Source organism: Nocardioides sp. zg-1230 (genome assembly GCF_013155335.1).
Classification (GTDB): domain Bacteria; phylum Actinomycetota; class Actinomycetes; order Propionibacteriales; family Nocardioidaceae; genus Nocardioides.
The window spans coordinates 1,388,352-1,402,987 of the sequence record NZ_JABJQZ010000001.1; the positions used below are offsets into that span (position 1 = coordinate 1,388,352).

A 14,636-nucleotide genomic window follows, 5' to 3' on the forward strand; every position below is an offset into this window, starting at 1 on the left:
ACACAGCACGACCGACCGAGGAGGTCACCGCATCCATGAAGGCAGTCACGTGGCAGGGCAAGCAGGACATGCAGGTCAAGGAGGTCCCGGACGCGGTCATCGAGGAGCGCACCGACGTCGTCGTCGAGGTCACCTCGACCGGGCTGTGCGGGTCCGACCTGCACCTCTACGACCCCCTGACGCCCTTCATGACGACGGGCGACATCGTCGGCCACGAGCCGATGGGCATCGTGCGCGAGGTCGGCTCGGCGGTCACGTCCCTGGTCCCCGGTGACCGTGTGGTGGTCCCCTTCAACATCAGCTGCGGCACCTGCTGGATGTGCTCGCGCGGTCTCTACAGCCAGTGCGAGACCACCCAGAACAGGGACACCGGCACCGGCGCCAGCCTGCTCGGCTACAGCAAGCTCTACGGGCAGGTGCCCGGTGGGCAGGCCGAGCTGCTGCGGGTCCAGTTCGCCGACACGCTGCCGATCAAGGTGCCGCACGGCCCGACCGACGACCGGTTCCTCTTCCTGTCCGACGTGCTGCCCACCGCGTGGCAGGCCGTCGAGTACGCCGCGGTCGAGGACGGCGGCACGCTCCTGGTCGTCGGCGCCGGCCCGATCGGCGACATGGCGACCCGGATCGCCCTGCACCGCGGATTGCGGGTCATCGCCGTCGACTCCGTGCGCGAGCGTCTCGCCCGTGTCCACGGCCGCGGTGCGGAGACGATCGACTTCACCGAGGTCGACGGCGTCGGCGACGCCGTACGCCAGCTGACCGACGGCCGCGGCGCCGACGCCGTGATCGACGCCGTCGGCATGGAGGCCCACGGCTCGCCGGTCGCGGAGACCGCGCAGAAGGCGCTCGGCCTGCTGCCCAAGAAGGTGCAGGAGAAGGTGATGCTCAACTTCGGCGTCGACCGCCTGGCCGCGCTGATGAGCTGCATCGACAGCGTGCGTCGCGGCGGCACCATCAGCATCTCGGGCGTGTACGGCGCCCCCACCGACCCGCTCCCGATGTTCCAGCTCTTCGACAAGCAGATCCAGGTGCGGATGGGCCAGGCGAACGTCCGACGCTGGAGCGACGACATCCTCGCCCTCCTCGAGCAGGAGGAGGACGTGCTCGGCGTCGAGTCGTTCGCCACCCACCACCTGCCCCTCGACGAGGCCCCCGAGGCCTATCGCAAGTTCCGCGACAAGGAGGACGGCATGGTGAAGGTGGTGTTCCGGCCGTGAGGCTGCCCAAGCCGCGCGGCGGGCTGAGCGAGTGGCTCGTCGCCCGGTTGGCCGACCCGGGACTCACCGGCTCGGCCCCCGCCGCGGACTCGTGGGACGACGAGTCGATCGCGCTGTGGACGCTGCACGAGCTGTCGTTCCGCGGCTTCGAGGACGCCGACGACCGCGCCGAGTGGGACCCCGACCTGCTCGGCGTACGACGCGGCCTCGAGACGGCCCTCGAGGAGCGGCTGCGCGAGCGGTGGACGACCGCGGTGCCGTCCGCCACCGCGCCCGCTCCGGCCGAGGTCCCGACCGCGCTGCAGGAGATCGTCGCCGCGGACGACGGCCCGTCGCTGGCCGACCGGGTCCGCCGGCACTTCGAGCGCGACCAGGTGCTCGAGCTGCTGCGCCAGCGCTCGGTCTACCACCTCAAGGAGTCCGACCCGTCAGCCTTCGTCGTCCCGCGGCTCCCGGTGCGGGCCAAGGCCGCTCTGATGGCGCTGCAGTTCGACGAGTACGGCGACGGCGACCCCAACCGGCTGCACTCCCACCTCTTCGCGCGCGGGCTCGAGGCCGTCGGCCTGCGGGCCGAGTACGGCGCCTACGTCGACGACGCCATCGTCGAGAACCTCGAGATGAACAACGCCGGCTCCCTCTTCGGCCTGCACCGCCGCCTGCGCGGTGCGGCGATGGGGCACCTGGCCGCGTTCGAGATGACCAGCTCGCTGCCCTCGCGCAAGATGGTGCAGGGGCTCGAGCGGCTCGGGCTCGACGGGCCGATGTCGGCCTACTACGACGAGCACGTCGAGGCCGACGCCATCCACGAGCACCTCGCCGCTCGCGACATCTGCGGCACCCTCGCCGAGGACGAGCCCGACCAGGCGGCCGAGATCCTCTTCGGAGCCTGGACCTGCCTCGACGTCGAGGCCCGCTTCGCGACGGCGATGCTCGGGGTGTGGGAGGACCAGCGATGAGCAGTCAAGCCGGGCGCGACTTCGACCACCCCGACGTGGTGCTCGTCCCGCACGGGCCGATGCTCCTGCGCGGTGCGCAGTCGGTGCAGGACCTCGACGGCACCGTCCACGCCGTCGACCGCCCCGTGGTCGCCCTCTGCCGCTGCGAGAAGTCCAGCCGCCTGCCCTGGTGCGACGGGACGCACAAGGTCATCCCGCGCTGAAGCGTCGTACGACGGGCTCTCCTCCGCGCCCGGACCGCCGCGTGCACGGGGAAGCGGTGGTCCACCCACATTCCTGAGCTCGCAAGTGTGGGCTGGCCACCGCCCACGGGCGTGTCGTACGAGGGTGCGCTGGGGAGCGGTGGCTGAGCCACATTCGGCGGCCCGGAAATGTGGCTGGACCACCGCTCCTCGGGTGCGCCGCCGTACGGGCACAACGCCACCCGACCCGACGGGGGAACGACCTGCGGGCCGAACCGGCGCGCGCGGGTGCTTCTCGTTCCCCACCCTCCCGTCGGCCTGCCGAGCGGTGGCTGAGCTACATTCCGCGGCCCGGAAATGTGGGTGGACCACCGCTCCTCGGGGCGGCGCGGCGCGCGAGCGTCGTACGACGTCAGGCGCGGTCGATGCGCGCGAGCACCCCGCGCACCTGCTGGCGCACCTCGACCATCGCGAGCCGGCCCTCGGTGAAGCACGGCTCCTGGCGGAGGGCGTCGGTCTGGGCGCGGGTGCCGACCTGGAGCACGGCCGAGCCGCCGGGCGCGAGGTGGGCGTCGACGACGGCCAGGCAGGCACGGGCCACGTCGAGGCCGTCGTCGCCGCCGTCGATGGCGGTGAGCGGGTCCTCGGGGTAGCGGCCGGTCTGCTCGCGGGGCACCCACGGCGGGTCGGCGATGATCACCGGGAACAGCTCGCCGGGCTCGAGCACGTCCTGCAGCCGACCCTCCCGGACCTCGACCCGGTCCGCCATGCCGGCGGCGAGCGCGTTGGCGCGGGCGTAGTCGCACGCGACGGGGTTGGCGTCGACGCAGAGCAGGCGCCGGCCGGAGGTCGCGACCGCGAGGAGGCCGATGTGGCCGGCGCCCGCGCAGAGCTCGAGCACCGTCCCGCCCGGCGCGGTCGCCATGAGGTCGGCCGCCCAGTCCGACTGCGCGGCCGTCCACTCCCGGGGCCGCAGCACGCGGTCGTCGAAGGCGATGGTGAGGGACCCGAAGGTCAGCTGGTCGGTCATCGGCGGATCCTTCGGTGCCAGAGGGCGGCGCGCGCGGCGTTGGCGCCGGCCGCGCCGTGGACGCCACCGCCGGGGTGGGCGGAGGCGGAGGCGAGGTAGAGCCCGGGCAGGCCGGTCGACGCCCGGCCGCGCATTGCCGGGACGGGGCGGAAGACCAGCTCCTGGTGGAGCTGGGAGGTGCCGCCGTTGACGGCGCCACCGACGAGGTTGGCGTTGCGCGCCTCGAGCTCGTGCGGGCCCAGCACCCGGCGCTCGAGGACGAGGTCGCCGAACCCGGGCGCGACCGCCTCGATGCGCGCCTGCATCCGGTCGGCGAAGCGCTGCGCGTCGTCGTGGCCCCACTCACCGGTGACCTCGTCGGCGGCGTCGCGGCGGGTCTTCTCCGGCTGCGGCACGTGCGTGTAGGCCCAGAACGACTCGGTGCCGGCGGGGGACCGGGTGGGGTCGCTGGTCGTCATCTGGCCGGTCAGCAGGAACGGCCGGTCCGGCACCACCCCCGACGAGACCTGGGCCAGCGTCTGGGTCATCTCCTCGACGGAGTCGGCGACGTGCACGGTGCCGGGCGCGCGCTCCGGCCGGTTGGTCCACGGCACGGGGCCCGAGAGCGCCCAGTCGACCTTGACGGTGCCGGGGTCGAGCTCGAAGTGGCGCATGCCCCGCACCAGACGTGCGGGCAGGTGCTCCTCGGCGACGAGGCGGCCGAAGAGGTGGGTGGCCGACACGTCGGCGAGGACCGCGCGGGTGGCGTAGGACTGTCCGTCGCGGGTACGTACGCCGACCACGCGGCCGCCGCGCACGTCGATGCCGGTCACCTCGGCGTCGGTCACCAGCTCCGCGCCGAGGCTCGTGCATCGGGTCACGAGCGCCTCGGTGAGCTGCTGCGCACCGCCCCGCGGGACCGGGAAGCCGACCGTCTGGCCGAGCATCGTCATCAGCACGCCGAAGACGCCGGACCCGGGGGAGGCGAGGGGGAAGTCGGCGTGACCGGCGTTGCCGGCCAGCAGCAGCGCCGCGGCGGGGCCGGCGAAGAGCTCGCGACCCAGCGACGAGACCGGCGTCGCCAGCCGGCGTACGACGTCGAGGCCGCCGGCGCGGGCCAGCGCCGGCACGAGCCGCGCACCCGCTCGCACGGGCGGGAAGGGCGAGGTCAGCCCGTCGACCAGCGCGGTCCCGATGCGGTCCCAGGTGCGGCAGAGCTCGAGCCAGGCGTCACCGTCGCCGGCGCGGAGCGCGTCGAGTCCGGCCGCGGTGTCGTGGCGGTCGCGATGGAGCACCGCCCACTGCCCGTCGCCGAAGGGGTGCCCGAGCACCGACGGGGCGTGCTCCCAGGCCAGCCCGTGGTCCTCCAGCCGGAGGTCGGTGATGGCCCGCGAGGCCACGGCCAGCGGGTAGAACGCGCTGAAGGTGTCGTGGACGAAGTCGGGGTGCACCTCGCGGTCGCTGCTGACCGCGCCGCCGGGCGTCGCCTGGGCCTCGAGCACCAGGACCCGCCAGCCCGCGTCGACGAGGTGGTTGGCGGCGACCAGCCCGTTGGGGCCGGCGCCGACGACGATGGCGTCCCAGGCGCCGGACGAGCCGGCGCTCACCGCGTGCGGCCCTCCACGACGAACGCCAGCCGGCGCAGCGCCTCGACGTTGCGCCAGTGCAGCTGCGGGTCGCGCAGGGGCTTGGGCATGAGGAGGCCGGGTCCGGCCGTGGCGTCCTCCTTCATGGTGACGAGGGTCCCGACCCCGTCGGGGCGCAGGGAGATCTCCACGTGGGCCTCTCCGGCCGGCCAGCCGCGGGCCTTGAGGAGCAGGCGCGTGCCCTCCTCCAGCTCGAGCACCTCGGTCGTGTCGTCGATGAGCAGCGGCCAGGTGCCGACGCTGTGGTGGAGCTTGGAGCCGACGGCGGGCCACGTGTCGTCGACGTTGCGCATCCGGGACGCACCCACCACGAACAGCGGGTAGAGCCAGCCGTCGGACAGCACCTCCCAGACCTGCTCCGGCGTGGCCGACAAGGTGCGGGTCGTGGTGCTCATGCTGTCTCCTTCACTGTGCTCGCGAATGCCTCTCGGGCGTCTCTCGCACCCAGTGCCCATCCTCGCGCCGCACCAGTCCCCGTCGCTCGAACTCCTCCAGCCACCCGGTCATCGGCCACTCGCCCCACCGCTCGTGGAAGAGGCGGCCGTTGCGCAGGATGTCGTCGAGGTGCTCGACCGGTGGGCTGCTGACCGGGTGGTGCTGGTGGTAGGCCCGGGCGCCGCCGACCCAGCCGAGGCCGATGCCGCGGGCGATCGCCGTACGACCCAGGTCGGTGTCCTCGCCGCCGTAGCCGGCGTAGTCCTCGCAGAAGCCGCCGAGGCGCTCCCACGTGCTCGGGCCCACGGCGAAGGAGAGCGACCAGAAGAGGTCGGGCTCCTCGGACTCCAGCAGCTCGCCGGGGGCCGGGGCCGGTCGGGCCCGGTGCGGGTCGTCCCAGGCGGCGAGGTCGGCCGGGTCGGCGGGGTAGCCGCCGGGCGGGCGGGGAGGCAGGTAGGTCACCGGGCCCGACCAGATGCGGTGCGGTCGCGTGGTGACGACGTTGGCGTACGACGCCACGAGCCCGGCGCCGGCGAGGCAGTCGACGTCGAGCAGCACGACCACGTCGGCGCCGGTGCCGAGCGCGGTCCGGACACCGAGGTTGCGCGCGGTGGCGAGCGGCAGCCCACCGTGGGGGCCGCGGTCGACGGGGACCACGTCGCGCACGAGTCCGTCCACCTCGTCAACGGGGATGTGCGGGTCGTCCATGGCGACGCAGAGGTAGGTGTCGGGCCGGATCGTGCCGCGGGCGAGCGAGCGGTGCTGGGCAGCGAGGTGCTCGTGGCGGCCGTGGGCGATCGTGACGACGGCGACGCGGGTCACGGCGCGGACCTCGCGCCCACCCGGTCGCGCGTGGTCAGCACGACCTCCGCGAAGCGGTCGGCCGCCCAGCCGTCGCACCACTGGGTCCAGGGGTGGGGGTCGAGGGCAGCTGCCCGGTCGAGCACGTCGGCCCACTCGCCGGCATCCGGCCAGGACGTACGCACGACAGCCGGCCAGCCGTCCTCCAGCACCGCGCCGGTCGTGCGCTGCTCGTCGTGGGGCCGGTGCTGCGGCAGCACGACGGCGGGCCGACGGGCGGCGGCGGTCTCGGCGAGCGCGTTCTGCCCGGCATGGGTGACGACGACGTCGGCTCCGGCCAGCACGGCCGACGGGTCCTCGACCCACGTGCTGCGGTCCGCGCCCAGCACGTGCCACCGCCAGTGGGGGGTGGCCCCGCGCGCGAGGCGTACGTCGTCGGCGCTGACGTCGTGGCCGCCCGAGCCGAGCATGAGGGCGACGGTGCGCTCGGGCGGGTCTGCGCGCCGACGGAGCGTCGCTCGCACCGGGTGGCGGGACAGCGCGCCGACCGGCACCAGCCGGTCGCGCAGGTCGTCCGGCAGCCCGGGCGTCATGTCGCGCGCCGTGCTCGGCCAGAAGCCGACCAGCGCCTCGGCGACCCCGAACCCGAGGAGGTGTGCGCGGTCGTCACGACGCCCGGGGAGGACCACGCCGACGGCCGGCACGCCGTGGAGGCGGGCGAGCAGGAGCACCTCGACCGAGACGTCGACGACGAGCAGCTCCGGTCGTGCGGCCTCCAGCCACGCGCTCAGCGCCGCGGCCCGGGACCGGGTCCCGTCGTGCTGGAGCGGGGCCCAGTGGAGGTGCCCGTGGGCCGTGACGTCGCGGGGCTCGCCGTCGTCGTCGTCGGGCGGGAGCTGCACCCAGTCCCCGACCCAGGACTCGGGCCGGGGGAGTGACGACAGCCCGGTGACCGCGACGCCCTCGCGCCGCAGCCGGGCGGCGAGCACCCCGGCGCGGTGCCGGTGCCCGCTGCCGACGTGGTGGACGTAGTAGCCGAGGACTCGCGAAGCGCGGGTCACGCCGCGTCGTCCTGGCGGGTCAGCTCGGCGTAGAGGTCGATATAGCCCTCGACCATCGCGTCGGCGCTGCACGTCGACTCGGCGTACGCGCGCACGGCGCGGCGGTCGAGCCGGGCAGCGGCCACGACGGCCTCGGCGAGGGCGGCCGCGTCGCCGGGTGCGGCGAGGACGCCGCCCTGCGGCGAGACCACCTGGCTCAGGCCGCCGCGGGCGAAGGTCGCGACGGGGGTGCCGCTGGCCATGGCCTCGGCGGCGACGAGGCCGTAGGGCTCGTCCCACATGGGCGTCACCACCGCCACGGACGCCTGCCGCAGCAACTGCGAGAGCTCTCGCTGGGCGAGGTGGCCGGCGTACATCGCGTCGACGCCGAGCAGCGGGGCGACCGCGCGGTCGAAGTAGGCCTGGTCCTGCACAGGACCGGCCAGCACCAGCGGCACGCCCGCGAGGCGGCAGGCCTCGACCGCCAGGTGGGGTGCCTTCTCGGGCACGATCCGGCCCGACCAGACGGCCGGTCCGCCGCCGGCTCCTGCCGGCCAGTCGCGCAGGTCGAGCCCGTTGAGCACGACGTCGCTGTCCACCGCGTGGCGCCATGAGTTCGCGGTCCACTCGCTCACCGAGACGAAGCGCGGCGGGCGCGGGCAGAGCGCCACCGCCGACTCGATCATCGGCAGCGGCGGGGTGTGCAAGGTGGTGAGCATCGGCACGTCGACCGCCGGGGACATGGCGATCGGCAGGTGGTGGAGGCTGTTGTTGTGCACCACGTCGTACTCCTCGGCGCCGGTGCGCGCCAGCGAGAGCATGAGGGCGAGGTAGGCGTGGTGCTCGGCCAGCCAGCCCGGCCCGGGGGCGAACTTGTCGGCCATCGCCGCCGAGCTGATCTGGACCGTCGACAACGGCAGCAGCCGCACCGGCAGCGAGGCGTCCGACCCGGGACCGGCGAAGAGCGTGACGTCGTGCCCGCGCTCGGCCAGGCCGCGCGCGGTCGTCCAGGTCATCGACTCCAGGCCGCCGGCGAAGGGCTCTCGGATGGGGAAGCGGCTCGAGGCGATGAGGCAGATCCTCACCGTCGACCCACCACCGACCCGTAGACGAGGGCATGGGCCTCGGCGACCTCCGCGCGTTGACGGCGCCGGTCCTCCACGCTGGGCGGGGCTGCGACGTGGCCGGCGTGGGCCGCGCTCACGGCCGCCGCCAGGCTGTCGGCGTCGAGGTGGTCCTCGTCGTGCTGGTAGGTCAGCACCGGCGCCTGGTCGGCGAAGTAGCCGCACGAGGGCGCGATGACGGCGGTCCCGAGGTCGCGGCAGGCCTCCAGCCAGCCGCTGTGGGTGCCGAAGCGGTAGGGCAGCACCGACACGTCGAGGGAGGCGAGGTAGGCCCACAGCGCGTCGTCGTCGAGGAAGTCGTGGATGCGCAGGTCGAGCTCGCCCCGGCCGGCGTGGCCCTGCAGGGTCTCGGCCAGCTCGGCGTCGTACCTCGCCCCCTCGGGGAGCAGCACGTCGCGGTGCCCGTTGACCTGCAGCACGGCGCCGGGCAGGTCGCGGACGGCGTCGACGAGCACGGGGAGCACCGCGTGCGGGTGCATCCCGGCGCGCAGGCTCTTGACGTGCATGCCGATGCGGAGCTCGCGCTCACCCGGTCCGCGCCCGCGCACCTCGCGCATCGAGGCGGCCTGCCGCATCACGTCGAGGGGTACGACGTGGGGGTGCGGCACCACGACGGCCTCCCGACCCCAGCGGGCGCGGATCTCGGCCGCGGCTCCCGAGGTGAGGGTGATCAGAGCGTCGGCGGCCGGCACCAGGACGTCGAGGTGGCGGTCGTGGGCCTCGCGGTCGAGGTGGTGGGGGTTGCGCAGGTCGTGGACCGTGAAGACCAGCGGCTTGCCGCGGCGTCGCAGCGCGGCAACCAGCTCCTCGAGGTCGGCGGGCGTGCGCGCGTCGAAGCCGAAGTGGAGGTGGAAGACGTCGAAGTCATTGGCCTCGACCCAGGCGGCGTCGAGCATGACCGGGGGCCACCACTGCTGCGGGGTCGCCGCTCCCGGGGGCGTGGGGTCGGGCAGGCGCACCGGGCCCGAGCCGTCCTCGGGCGCGAGGTGGCGGACGTACACGTGGTTGGCGGGGACCGAGGCGATGACGAGACGCCCGGTCCGGGGACGCGGCACCGGCAGCGCCGAGCGCGCGTCCGTCGTCATGTCGGAGGTGGTCACGCGCAGCGGTACCCGCGCGCACGAGGGTCATGCACGAGCACCACCTCAAGACGACGAACTACCTCCCATGGGAGGTGTCGCGTTGAGCCACGGCTCGCGGGGGCGATAAATTCATCCCGACTCCAGAACACGGGTCTCAGACGCAAGTCCTTCAAGGATCCTCATTGCCACCCCATGACTCCTTGGCCGTGTTCGCGGCACTCGCAGCAGAGCTGCAGCAGGAGCCTGACGAGGCCATCACCTCGCGCGCGATCGTCACGCGGATGCGCGACCTGGTCCCCGAGGCCGACCAGGTGAGCCTCACGATCCGCACGTCGCGCGGCCACCGGACGCTGGCGAGCAGCGACGCCCTCGCCCGGGAGGCAGACGCGCTCCAGTACGCCATCGGCGAGGGGCCGTGCCTGGAGATCGCCGACACAGGCGGCTGGCTGCGCAGCGGCGACGTCGGCTCGGACTCCCGCTACCCGGCCTGGGGCCCGCGCGCCGCCGAGCTGGGCGTGGGGTCGCTGCTGGCCGTCGCGGTCACCGACCGCGACGAGCCCCTGGGCGCCCTCAACCTCTACAGCACCCGGCCCGGAGCGTTCGACGACCGCGACGTCGTCGACCTCGCCCTCGTGTACGCCGTCCATGCCACCACGGCGCTGTCGTCGGCCCGCCGCGCCAGCACGCTGCAGACCGCCGTCAGCTCCCGGCACGTCATCGGCATGGCGCAGGGCATCGCGATGGAGCGCTACGGCATCGACCAGCACCAGAGCTTCGAGCTGCTGCGACGGCTCTCCTCCACGACCAACGTCAAGCTGCGCGACGTGGCCACGCAGATCGTGGAGACGCGGGCCATCCCGCACGAGCGGTCCGCCGAGCCGGTGGACGACTGAGGTCTTCCTCAGGCCGGCAGGGAGCCGGTGTCGAGGACGATCTCGGAGACGACACCGATCTTGGTGCGCCGGCTGCGTGCGGCGTTGCGCAGGGCGTTGAAGGCGCCGACGGCGTCGAGCGAGTGCTTGGCCATCAGGTAGCCGACGGCTCGCTCGATGAGCACGCGGTAGTCGAGGGCGTACTGCAGCTGCTTGGCGAGCTCGCCGGCGGTGTGCGCCTGGAGGGCGGCACCGAGGGTGGTGGAGATGAGCTCGGCGTACCGCCCGATTGCTGCCTGCTCGCTGTCGTCCCAGTGGTGGGGACGACTCTTGTAGACGTCGAGGGTGCCGACCGGTACGCCCCCGAGGAGCACGGGCGTGCCCAGCACGGCGCGCACGGGTTGCTCGGCCATCGCACGGGCGAGGGTCGGCCATCGGTCGGACTCGGCCGTCACGTCGTGGCTGGTCACCACCCGGCCCTGGACGAACGCCTCGGTGCACGGGCCCTCGCCGGCCTCCGCCTCGGTCTGCTCCAGCAGCCGTCCCGGACCGTCGCTGGCGGCGGCGTAGACGAGGATGTCCTGCTCGTCGGCGATCAGCACGCCTGCGCCGTCCACCCCGAAGAGGTCCACGCAGGCGGTGACCACGACCTGGAGGGCCGAGGTGATGCTGCCGTCGTCGTCGCGCGGCTGGGACAGCCGGCGCAGGCTCTCGGCGAGCGCGCCGTCATCGATGCTCATGACGTCGGATTATCCCTGAACCGGGGGGCCTTCCGGCCAGCCGGACGCGGGGAGGTGCGCGACGAACGTCCCCAGCGCCTCGTGGTCGGCGGCGTCGGCGGTGCCGTCGTGGGTCGCCACGAGCACGCGCGCGACGGTGCGGACCTTGGTGTTGCTGTCCTGGGAGACCCGCAGCATCGTCCGCCAGGCCTGGTCGGTGCTGCAGCCGTAGCGCGCTGACAGCAGGCCGATGGCCATGCCGATGTCCCGCTGCGACCTCACGGCCTCGTGAAGCTGTGCGACCTCGTCGCGCAGCGCGTCGTCCTGACGGGCAGGCTCGCCCGGGAAAAGGGGTGTGGCAGACATCGTCACCTCTTGCATGACGTAGGTCCGCGGACACAGGGCGGATGTCGAACTGGAGCGGTTCCCACCCTACAGGCTGGACCGGGCACATCCGAAGGGGCGCAAACGAGCGGACTGGGTTACAGTCGAGAAGACTCAAGCCGTCGGGTCGTCCGCACTCTCCTCCAGGAGGTGCCCCATGCCCGACAGGGCACCCCGCACTGACACCCCCGAGGTGTTCGACTTCGAGGGCGATGGCGACCAGGCTCGCGAGTGGCTCGACACCGCATACGGCTCCTCGCTGGGCCTGCACGGTCGCATGGGAACGATCCACCACCGCCGACGCGATCGCGGAGGAGTGTCGTTCGACCGGCTCCAGATCGACGGTCCGGTCGAGTTCGACGCCGACCCCCTGCCGTCGCTCGTGGTCGTCGACGTGCTGAGCGGCGAGATCGAGTACACCCGCAGATCCGTGACCGACCGTGGACGTGAGGGTGACACCGTCCTGGCAGCCGGGTGGGACATGCCCTTCTCGGGAGGTGGCACGGGCTACGACGTGCGCAACACCGGCATCTCGGTCGGGGTCCTCGACGCGGCGATCGCCGACATCGACCCCGACAAGACCAGCGCCGACCTCACGTTCGCCAGGTTCGTGCCGCGATCGCGTGCCGCGGCCGCCCAGTGGCGAGCCGTGGTGGACCGGCTCAGCGTCACGCCGGTGGCGGCCGACGACTCGGTCGGCCAGGCCGACGCCTCGCGCCTCCTCGCCCACAGCCTCCTGCACACCTTCGAGAACAACCTCCTGGCGGGCGACGACCGTGGGATCGTCCGCGACGCCCGCGACGCCACCCAGTCCGTCGTACGTCTCGCGCAGCGCATCATCGACGATCGAGCCGGTGACGACCTGACGATGTCCGACATCGCCCGCGAGTGCCACGTCACCCCGCGGGCCCTGCAGTACGCGTTCCGACGCCACCTCGACTGCACGCCGCACGCCTACCTGCGGCAGGTGCGCCTCGACCTGGTCCACCAGGTGCTGCGCGACGGCTCCGTGGCCACCGTGGGCGACGCCGCCGCCCGATTCGGCTTCTTCAACCCCGGTCGTTTCGCGACCGAGTACCGGCAGGTCTTCGGCGAGAACCCTGGACAGACGTTGACTCGCGCCTCGTCCTGACGGGTGAGTTCGCTTTGCGGCTGTCGTGGTGGTCCAGACCATGCAACCGTGGTGGTTGATCGTCTTGCTGGAGACCACGGCAGGCGCCATCAACACCCAGGAAGCGAGCCGTGGATTCCATGTCGATCGCCCCTGTACGCCCCGCTGGACCCAACCCCGTCCAGCCTCGTTCCACCCGGCCCCTCGAGGGCCGGGCCCGTGCCCGTCGCACCGATGCCATCGTCAGCGACCTCCGTGACGTCCGCCGCCAGTCGGACGCCGACGAGCTGACCCGTCAGCTCATCGAGACCAATGCGGCCGTGGCCCGCAGCATGGCCTCCCGCTACCGCAACCGCGGGATCGACCTCGACGACCTCGAGCAGGTCGCGCTCCTCGGCCTCACCAAGGCCGCCCAGCGCTTCGATCCCGACGCCGGCCACGACTTCCTGTCGTTCGCCGTCCCGACCGTGCGCGGCGAGCTGCGCCGCCACTTCCGTGACTCCGGCTGGATGGTCCGCCCGCCTCGCCGGGTGCAGGACCTGCAGACCCGCATCGCCGGTGCACAGGAGGAGCTCGAGCGAGAGCTCGGCCGGTCGCCCCGACCCAGCGAGATCGCTGCCCACCTCGAGGAGGACACCTCCGACGTGGTGGAGGCGCTCGCCGCCGACGGGTGCTTCACGCCCACCTCGCTCGATGCCCCGGTGGCCGACGGCTCGTCGTCGCTCGGCGACCTGCTGGGCGACGAGGACCGCGCCCTGGCGCAGGCCGAGGCCAAGGTCATGCTGGAGCCGCTGATGCGCGGCCTCACGGCTCGCGACCGCCGGATCGTGCGGTTGCGCTACTACCAGGAGCAGACGCAGCAGGAGATCGCTGACTCGGTGGGGCTGACCCAGGCCCAGGTGTCGCGGGTCCTGACGCGGATCCTCGCCGACCTGCGGGTCGGTCTGGTCGAGCGGCCGCCCGCCGCCTGACGACCGTTGCACCCTTGCTTGATCTGGGCGGGGCTGCTGGGGGTCGCCGTGCCACCATGGCGCGGTGACCCCCTCCCTCGTCGTCGGTTACAAGGCCTCCGCCGAGCAGTTCGGGCCCCGCGAGCTCGTCGAGCTCGGCGTCCGCGCCGAGGAGGTCGGCCTCGACAGCGTCTGGGTCAGCGACCACCTCCAGCCGTGGCGCCACGAGGGCGGCCACGCCCCCAACGCGCTCGCGGCGCTGGCGGCCCTCGGTGAACGCACCGAGCGCGTCGTGCTCGGCACCAGCGTGCTGACGCCGACGTTCCGCTACAACCCGGCCGTGCTCGCCCAGCAGCTCGCCACGATCGCCCTGCTCAGCCCGGGCCGCGTCGTGCTCGGCGTCGGCACCGGCGAGGCGCTCAACGAGATCTCGGTCGGGCTGCCGGAGTGGCCCGACTTCAAGGAGCGCTGGGCCCGGCTGCGCGAGGCCGTACGCCTGATGCGCGAGCTGTGGGCCGGCGAGCGGGTGAGCTTCGACGGCGACTACTACCGCACCGTCGACGCCACGATCTACGACCGGCCCGAGGGCGGCGTCCCGATCTGGGTCGCCGCCGGCGGACCGCAGATGGCGAAGTACGCCGGACGCGTGGGCGACGGCTTCATCTGCACCAGCGGCAAGGGGATGGACCTCTACACCGACAAGCTGCTGCCCGCCGTGGACGAGGGCCGCGCGGCGTCGGACCGCCCGGCGCGCGACTTCGCCCGGATGATCGAGATCAAGTTGTCCTACGCCGCCACTCGCGAGGAGGCGTTGAAGAACACCCGCTTCTGGGCCCCGCTGTCGCTCAGCGCCGAGGAGAAGCATCGCCTCGACGACCCCGTCCAGATGGCCGCCGCCGCCGACCGCTTGCCGATCGAGCAGGTGGCCTCACGCTGGATCGTCGCGACGACGCCCGACGAGGTCGTCGACGCGGTCCGTCCCTACGTCGACGCCGGCTTCGACCACCTCGTCCTCCACGGCCCCGGCCACGACCAGGAGAAGCTCCTCGCCGCCCTCGGCTCTGACGTCGTACCCGCTCTCCGCGAGCTGGCTGGCTGAGCCGTCTCC

16 protein-coding genes are annotated in these 14,636 nt (G+C 73.3%); 7 read left to right on the forward strand and 9 right to left on the reverse strand.

What is annotated here, in order from left to right:
- The first annotated feature begins 35 nt into the window (after positions 1–35).
- From HOO61_RS06760 to HOO61_RS06770, 3 genes are read left to right on the forward strand one after another with little or no spacing between them, the layout of a single operon-like run.
- Positions 36–1,217: a zinc-dependent alcohol dehydrogenase gene (locus tag HOO61_RS06760; protein WP_172257836.1), complete on the forward strand. Its 1,182-nt coding sequence runs from the start codon at positions 36–38 to the stop codon at positions 1,215–1,217.
- Positions 1,214–2,173 (forward strand): iron-containing redox enzyme family protein, encoded by a 960-nt coding sequence (locus tag HOO61_RS06765; protein ID WP_172257837.1) that lies wholly within the window; start codon positions 1,214–1,216, stop codon positions 2,171–2,173. The genes HOO61_RS06760 and HOO61_RS06765 overlap by 4 nt, the downstream gene beginning before the upstream one ends.
- Positions 2,170–2,376 carry a CDGSH iron-sulfur domain-containing protein gene (locus HOO61_RS06770; protein WP_172257838.1) on the forward strand — a complete coding sequence of 69 codons (207 nt, stop codon included), beginning with the start codon at positions 2,170–2,172 and terminating at the stop codon, positions 2,374–2,376. Before HOO61_RS06765 ends, HOO61_RS06770 begins: the two co-directional genes overlap by 4 nt.
- A 391-nt stretch (positions 2,377–2,767) precedes the next feature.
- On the opposite strand, the gene HOO61_RS06775 is transcribed toward HOO61_RS06770, so the two are convergent.
- Genes HOO61_RS06775 through HOO61_RS06805 form a run of 7 tightly spaced genes read right to left on the reverse strand, consistent with a single transcriptional unit; the run spans position 2,768 to position 9,510 of the window.
- Positions 2,768–3,385, reverse strand: coding sequence for a methyltransferase (locus HOO61_RS06775; protein ID WP_172257839.1), 618 nt, complete (start codon positions 3,383–3,385; stop codon positions 2,768–2,770).
- Positions 3,382–4,971: a phytoene desaturase family protein gene (locus tag HOO61_RS06780; RefSeq protein ID WP_367650049.1), complete on the reverse strand. Its 1,590-nt coding sequence runs from the start codon at positions 4,969–4,971 to the stop codon at positions 3,382–3,384. Before HOO61_RS06780 ends, HOO61_RS06775 begins: the two co-directional genes overlap by 4 nt.
- Positions 4,968–5,405 carry an SRPBCC family protein gene (locus tag HOO61_RS06785; protein ID WP_172257840.1) on the reverse strand — a complete coding sequence of 146 codons (438 nt, stop codon included), beginning with the start codon at positions 5,403–5,405 and terminating at the stop codon, positions 4,968–4,970. Before HOO61_RS06785 ends, HOO61_RS06780 begins: the two co-directional genes overlap by 4 nt.
- Before the next feature lie 10 nt (positions 5,406–5,415).
- On the reverse strand, positions 5,416–6,267 hold the full coding sequence (locus HOO61_RS06790; RefSeq protein ID WP_172257841.1) for a glycosyltransferase family 2 protein: 852 nt from the start codon (positions 6,265–6,267) through the stop codon (positions 5,416–5,418).
- Positions 6,264–7,307, reverse strand: coding sequence for a glycosyltransferase (locus HOO61_RS24810; protein ID WP_172257842.1), 1,044 nt, complete (start codon positions 7,305–7,307; stop codon positions 6,264–6,266). The genes HOO61_RS06790 and HOO61_RS24810 overlap by 4 nt, the downstream gene beginning before the upstream one ends.
- Positions 7,304–8,371, reverse strand: coding sequence for a glycosyltransferase (locus HOO61_RS06800; RefSeq protein WP_216658574.1), 1,068 nt, complete (start codon positions 8,369–8,371; stop codon positions 7,304–7,306). Before HOO61_RS06800 ends, HOO61_RS24810 begins: the two co-directional genes overlap by 4 nt.
- Positions 8,368–9,510 (reverse strand): glycosyltransferase, encoded by a 1,143-nt coding sequence (locus HOO61_RS06805; protein ID WP_367650050.1) that lies wholly within the window; start codon positions 9,508–9,510, stop codon positions 8,368–8,370. Before HOO61_RS06805 ends, HOO61_RS06800 begins: the two co-directional genes overlap by 4 nt.
- Before the next feature lie 188 nt (positions 9,511–9,698).
- On the opposite strand from HOO61_RS06805, the gene HOO61_RS06810 reads away from it, so the two are divergent.
- The gene (locus tag HOO61_RS06810; protein WP_367650079.1) at positions 9,699–10,385 is read left to right on the forward strand and encodes a GAF and ANTAR domain-containing protein; all 687 of its coding nucleotides are present in this window, start codon (positions 9,699–9,701) and stop codon (positions 10,383–10,385) included.
- Between the two features lie 8 nt (positions 10,386–10,393).
- On the opposite strand, the gene HOO61_RS06815 is transcribed toward HOO61_RS06810, so the two are convergent.
- Both HOO61_RS06815 and HOO61_RS06820 read right to left on the reverse strand, forming a co-directional pair.
- Positions 10,394–11,104, reverse strand: coding sequence for a GAF and ANTAR domain-containing protein (locus tag HOO61_RS06815; RefSeq protein ID WP_172257844.1), 711 nt, complete (start codon positions 11,102–11,104; stop codon positions 10,394–10,396).
- A gap of 9 nt (positions 11,105–11,113) precedes the next feature.
- On the reverse strand, positions 11,114–11,449 hold the full coding sequence (locus HOO61_RS06820) for an ANTAR domain-containing protein (RefSeq protein WP_172257845.1): 336 nt from the start codon (positions 11,447–11,449) through the stop codon (positions 11,114–11,116).
- A gap of 175 nt (positions 11,450–11,624) precedes the next feature.
- On the opposite strand from HOO61_RS06820, the gene HOO61_RS06825 reads away from it, so the two are divergent.
- From HOO61_RS06825 to fgd, 3 genes are all read left to right on the forward strand, one after another.
- Positions 11,625–12,599 carry a helix-turn-helix transcriptional regulator gene (locus HOO61_RS06825; RefSeq protein WP_172257846.1) on the forward strand — a complete coding sequence of 325 codons (975 nt, stop codon included), beginning with the start codon at positions 11,625–11,627 and terminating at the stop codon, positions 12,597–12,599.
- 119 nt (positions 12,600–12,718) lie between these two features.
- On the forward strand, positions 12,719–13,549 hold the full coding sequence (locus tag HOO61_RS06830; protein ID WP_172257847.1) for a sigma-70 family RNA polymerase sigma factor: 831 nt from the start codon (positions 12,719–12,721) through the stop codon (positions 13,547–13,549).
- Between the two features lie 64 nt (positions 13,550–13,613).
- Positions 13,614–14,627, forward strand: coding sequence for a glucose-6-phosphate dehydrogenase (coenzyme-F420) (gene fgd, locus HOO61_RS06835; protein ID WP_172257848.1), 1,014 nt, complete (start codon positions 13,614–13,616; stop codon positions 14,625–14,627).
- The last annotated feature ends 9 nt before the right edge of the window (positions 14,628–14,636 follow it).

What these genes read in the sequence shown, in the direction of transcription:
- HOO61_RS06760 (WP_172257836.1), top strand. Translation starts at nt 36, where the DNA reads ATGAAGGCAGTCACGTGGCAGGGCAAGCAGGACATGCAGGTCAAGGAG.
- HOO61_RS06775 (WP_172257839.1), bottom strand. Translation starts at nt 3,385, where the DNA reads ATGACCGACCAGCTGACCTTCGGGTCCCTCACCATCGCCTTCGACGAC.
- HOO61_RS06820 (WP_172257845.1), bottom strand. Translation starts at nt 11,449, where the DNA reads ATGTCTGCCACACCCCTTTTCCCGGGCGAGCCTGCCCGTCAGGACGAC.
- HOO61_RS06830 (WP_172257847.1), top strand. Translation starts at nt 12,719, where the DNA reads ATGTCGATCGCCCCTGTACGCCCCGCTGGACCCAACCCCGTCCAGCCT.
- HOO61_RS06815 (WP_172257844.1), bottom strand. Translation starts at nt 11,104, where the DNA reads ATGAGCATCGATGACGGCGCGCTCGCCGAGAGCCTGCGCCGGCTGTCC.
- HOO61_RS06825 (WP_172257846.1), top strand. Translation starts at nt 11,625, where the DNA reads ATGCCCGACAGGGCACCCCGCACTGACACCCCCGAGGTGTTCGACTTC.
- HOO61_RS06770 (WP_172257838.1), top strand. Translation starts at nt 2,170, where the DNA reads ATGAGCAGTCAAGCCGGGCGCGACTTCGACCACCCCGACGTGGTGCTC.
- HOO61_RS06785 (WP_172257840.1), bottom strand. Translation starts at nt 5,405, where the DNA reads ATGAGCACCACGACCCGCACCTTGTCGGCCACGCCGGAGCAGGTCTGG.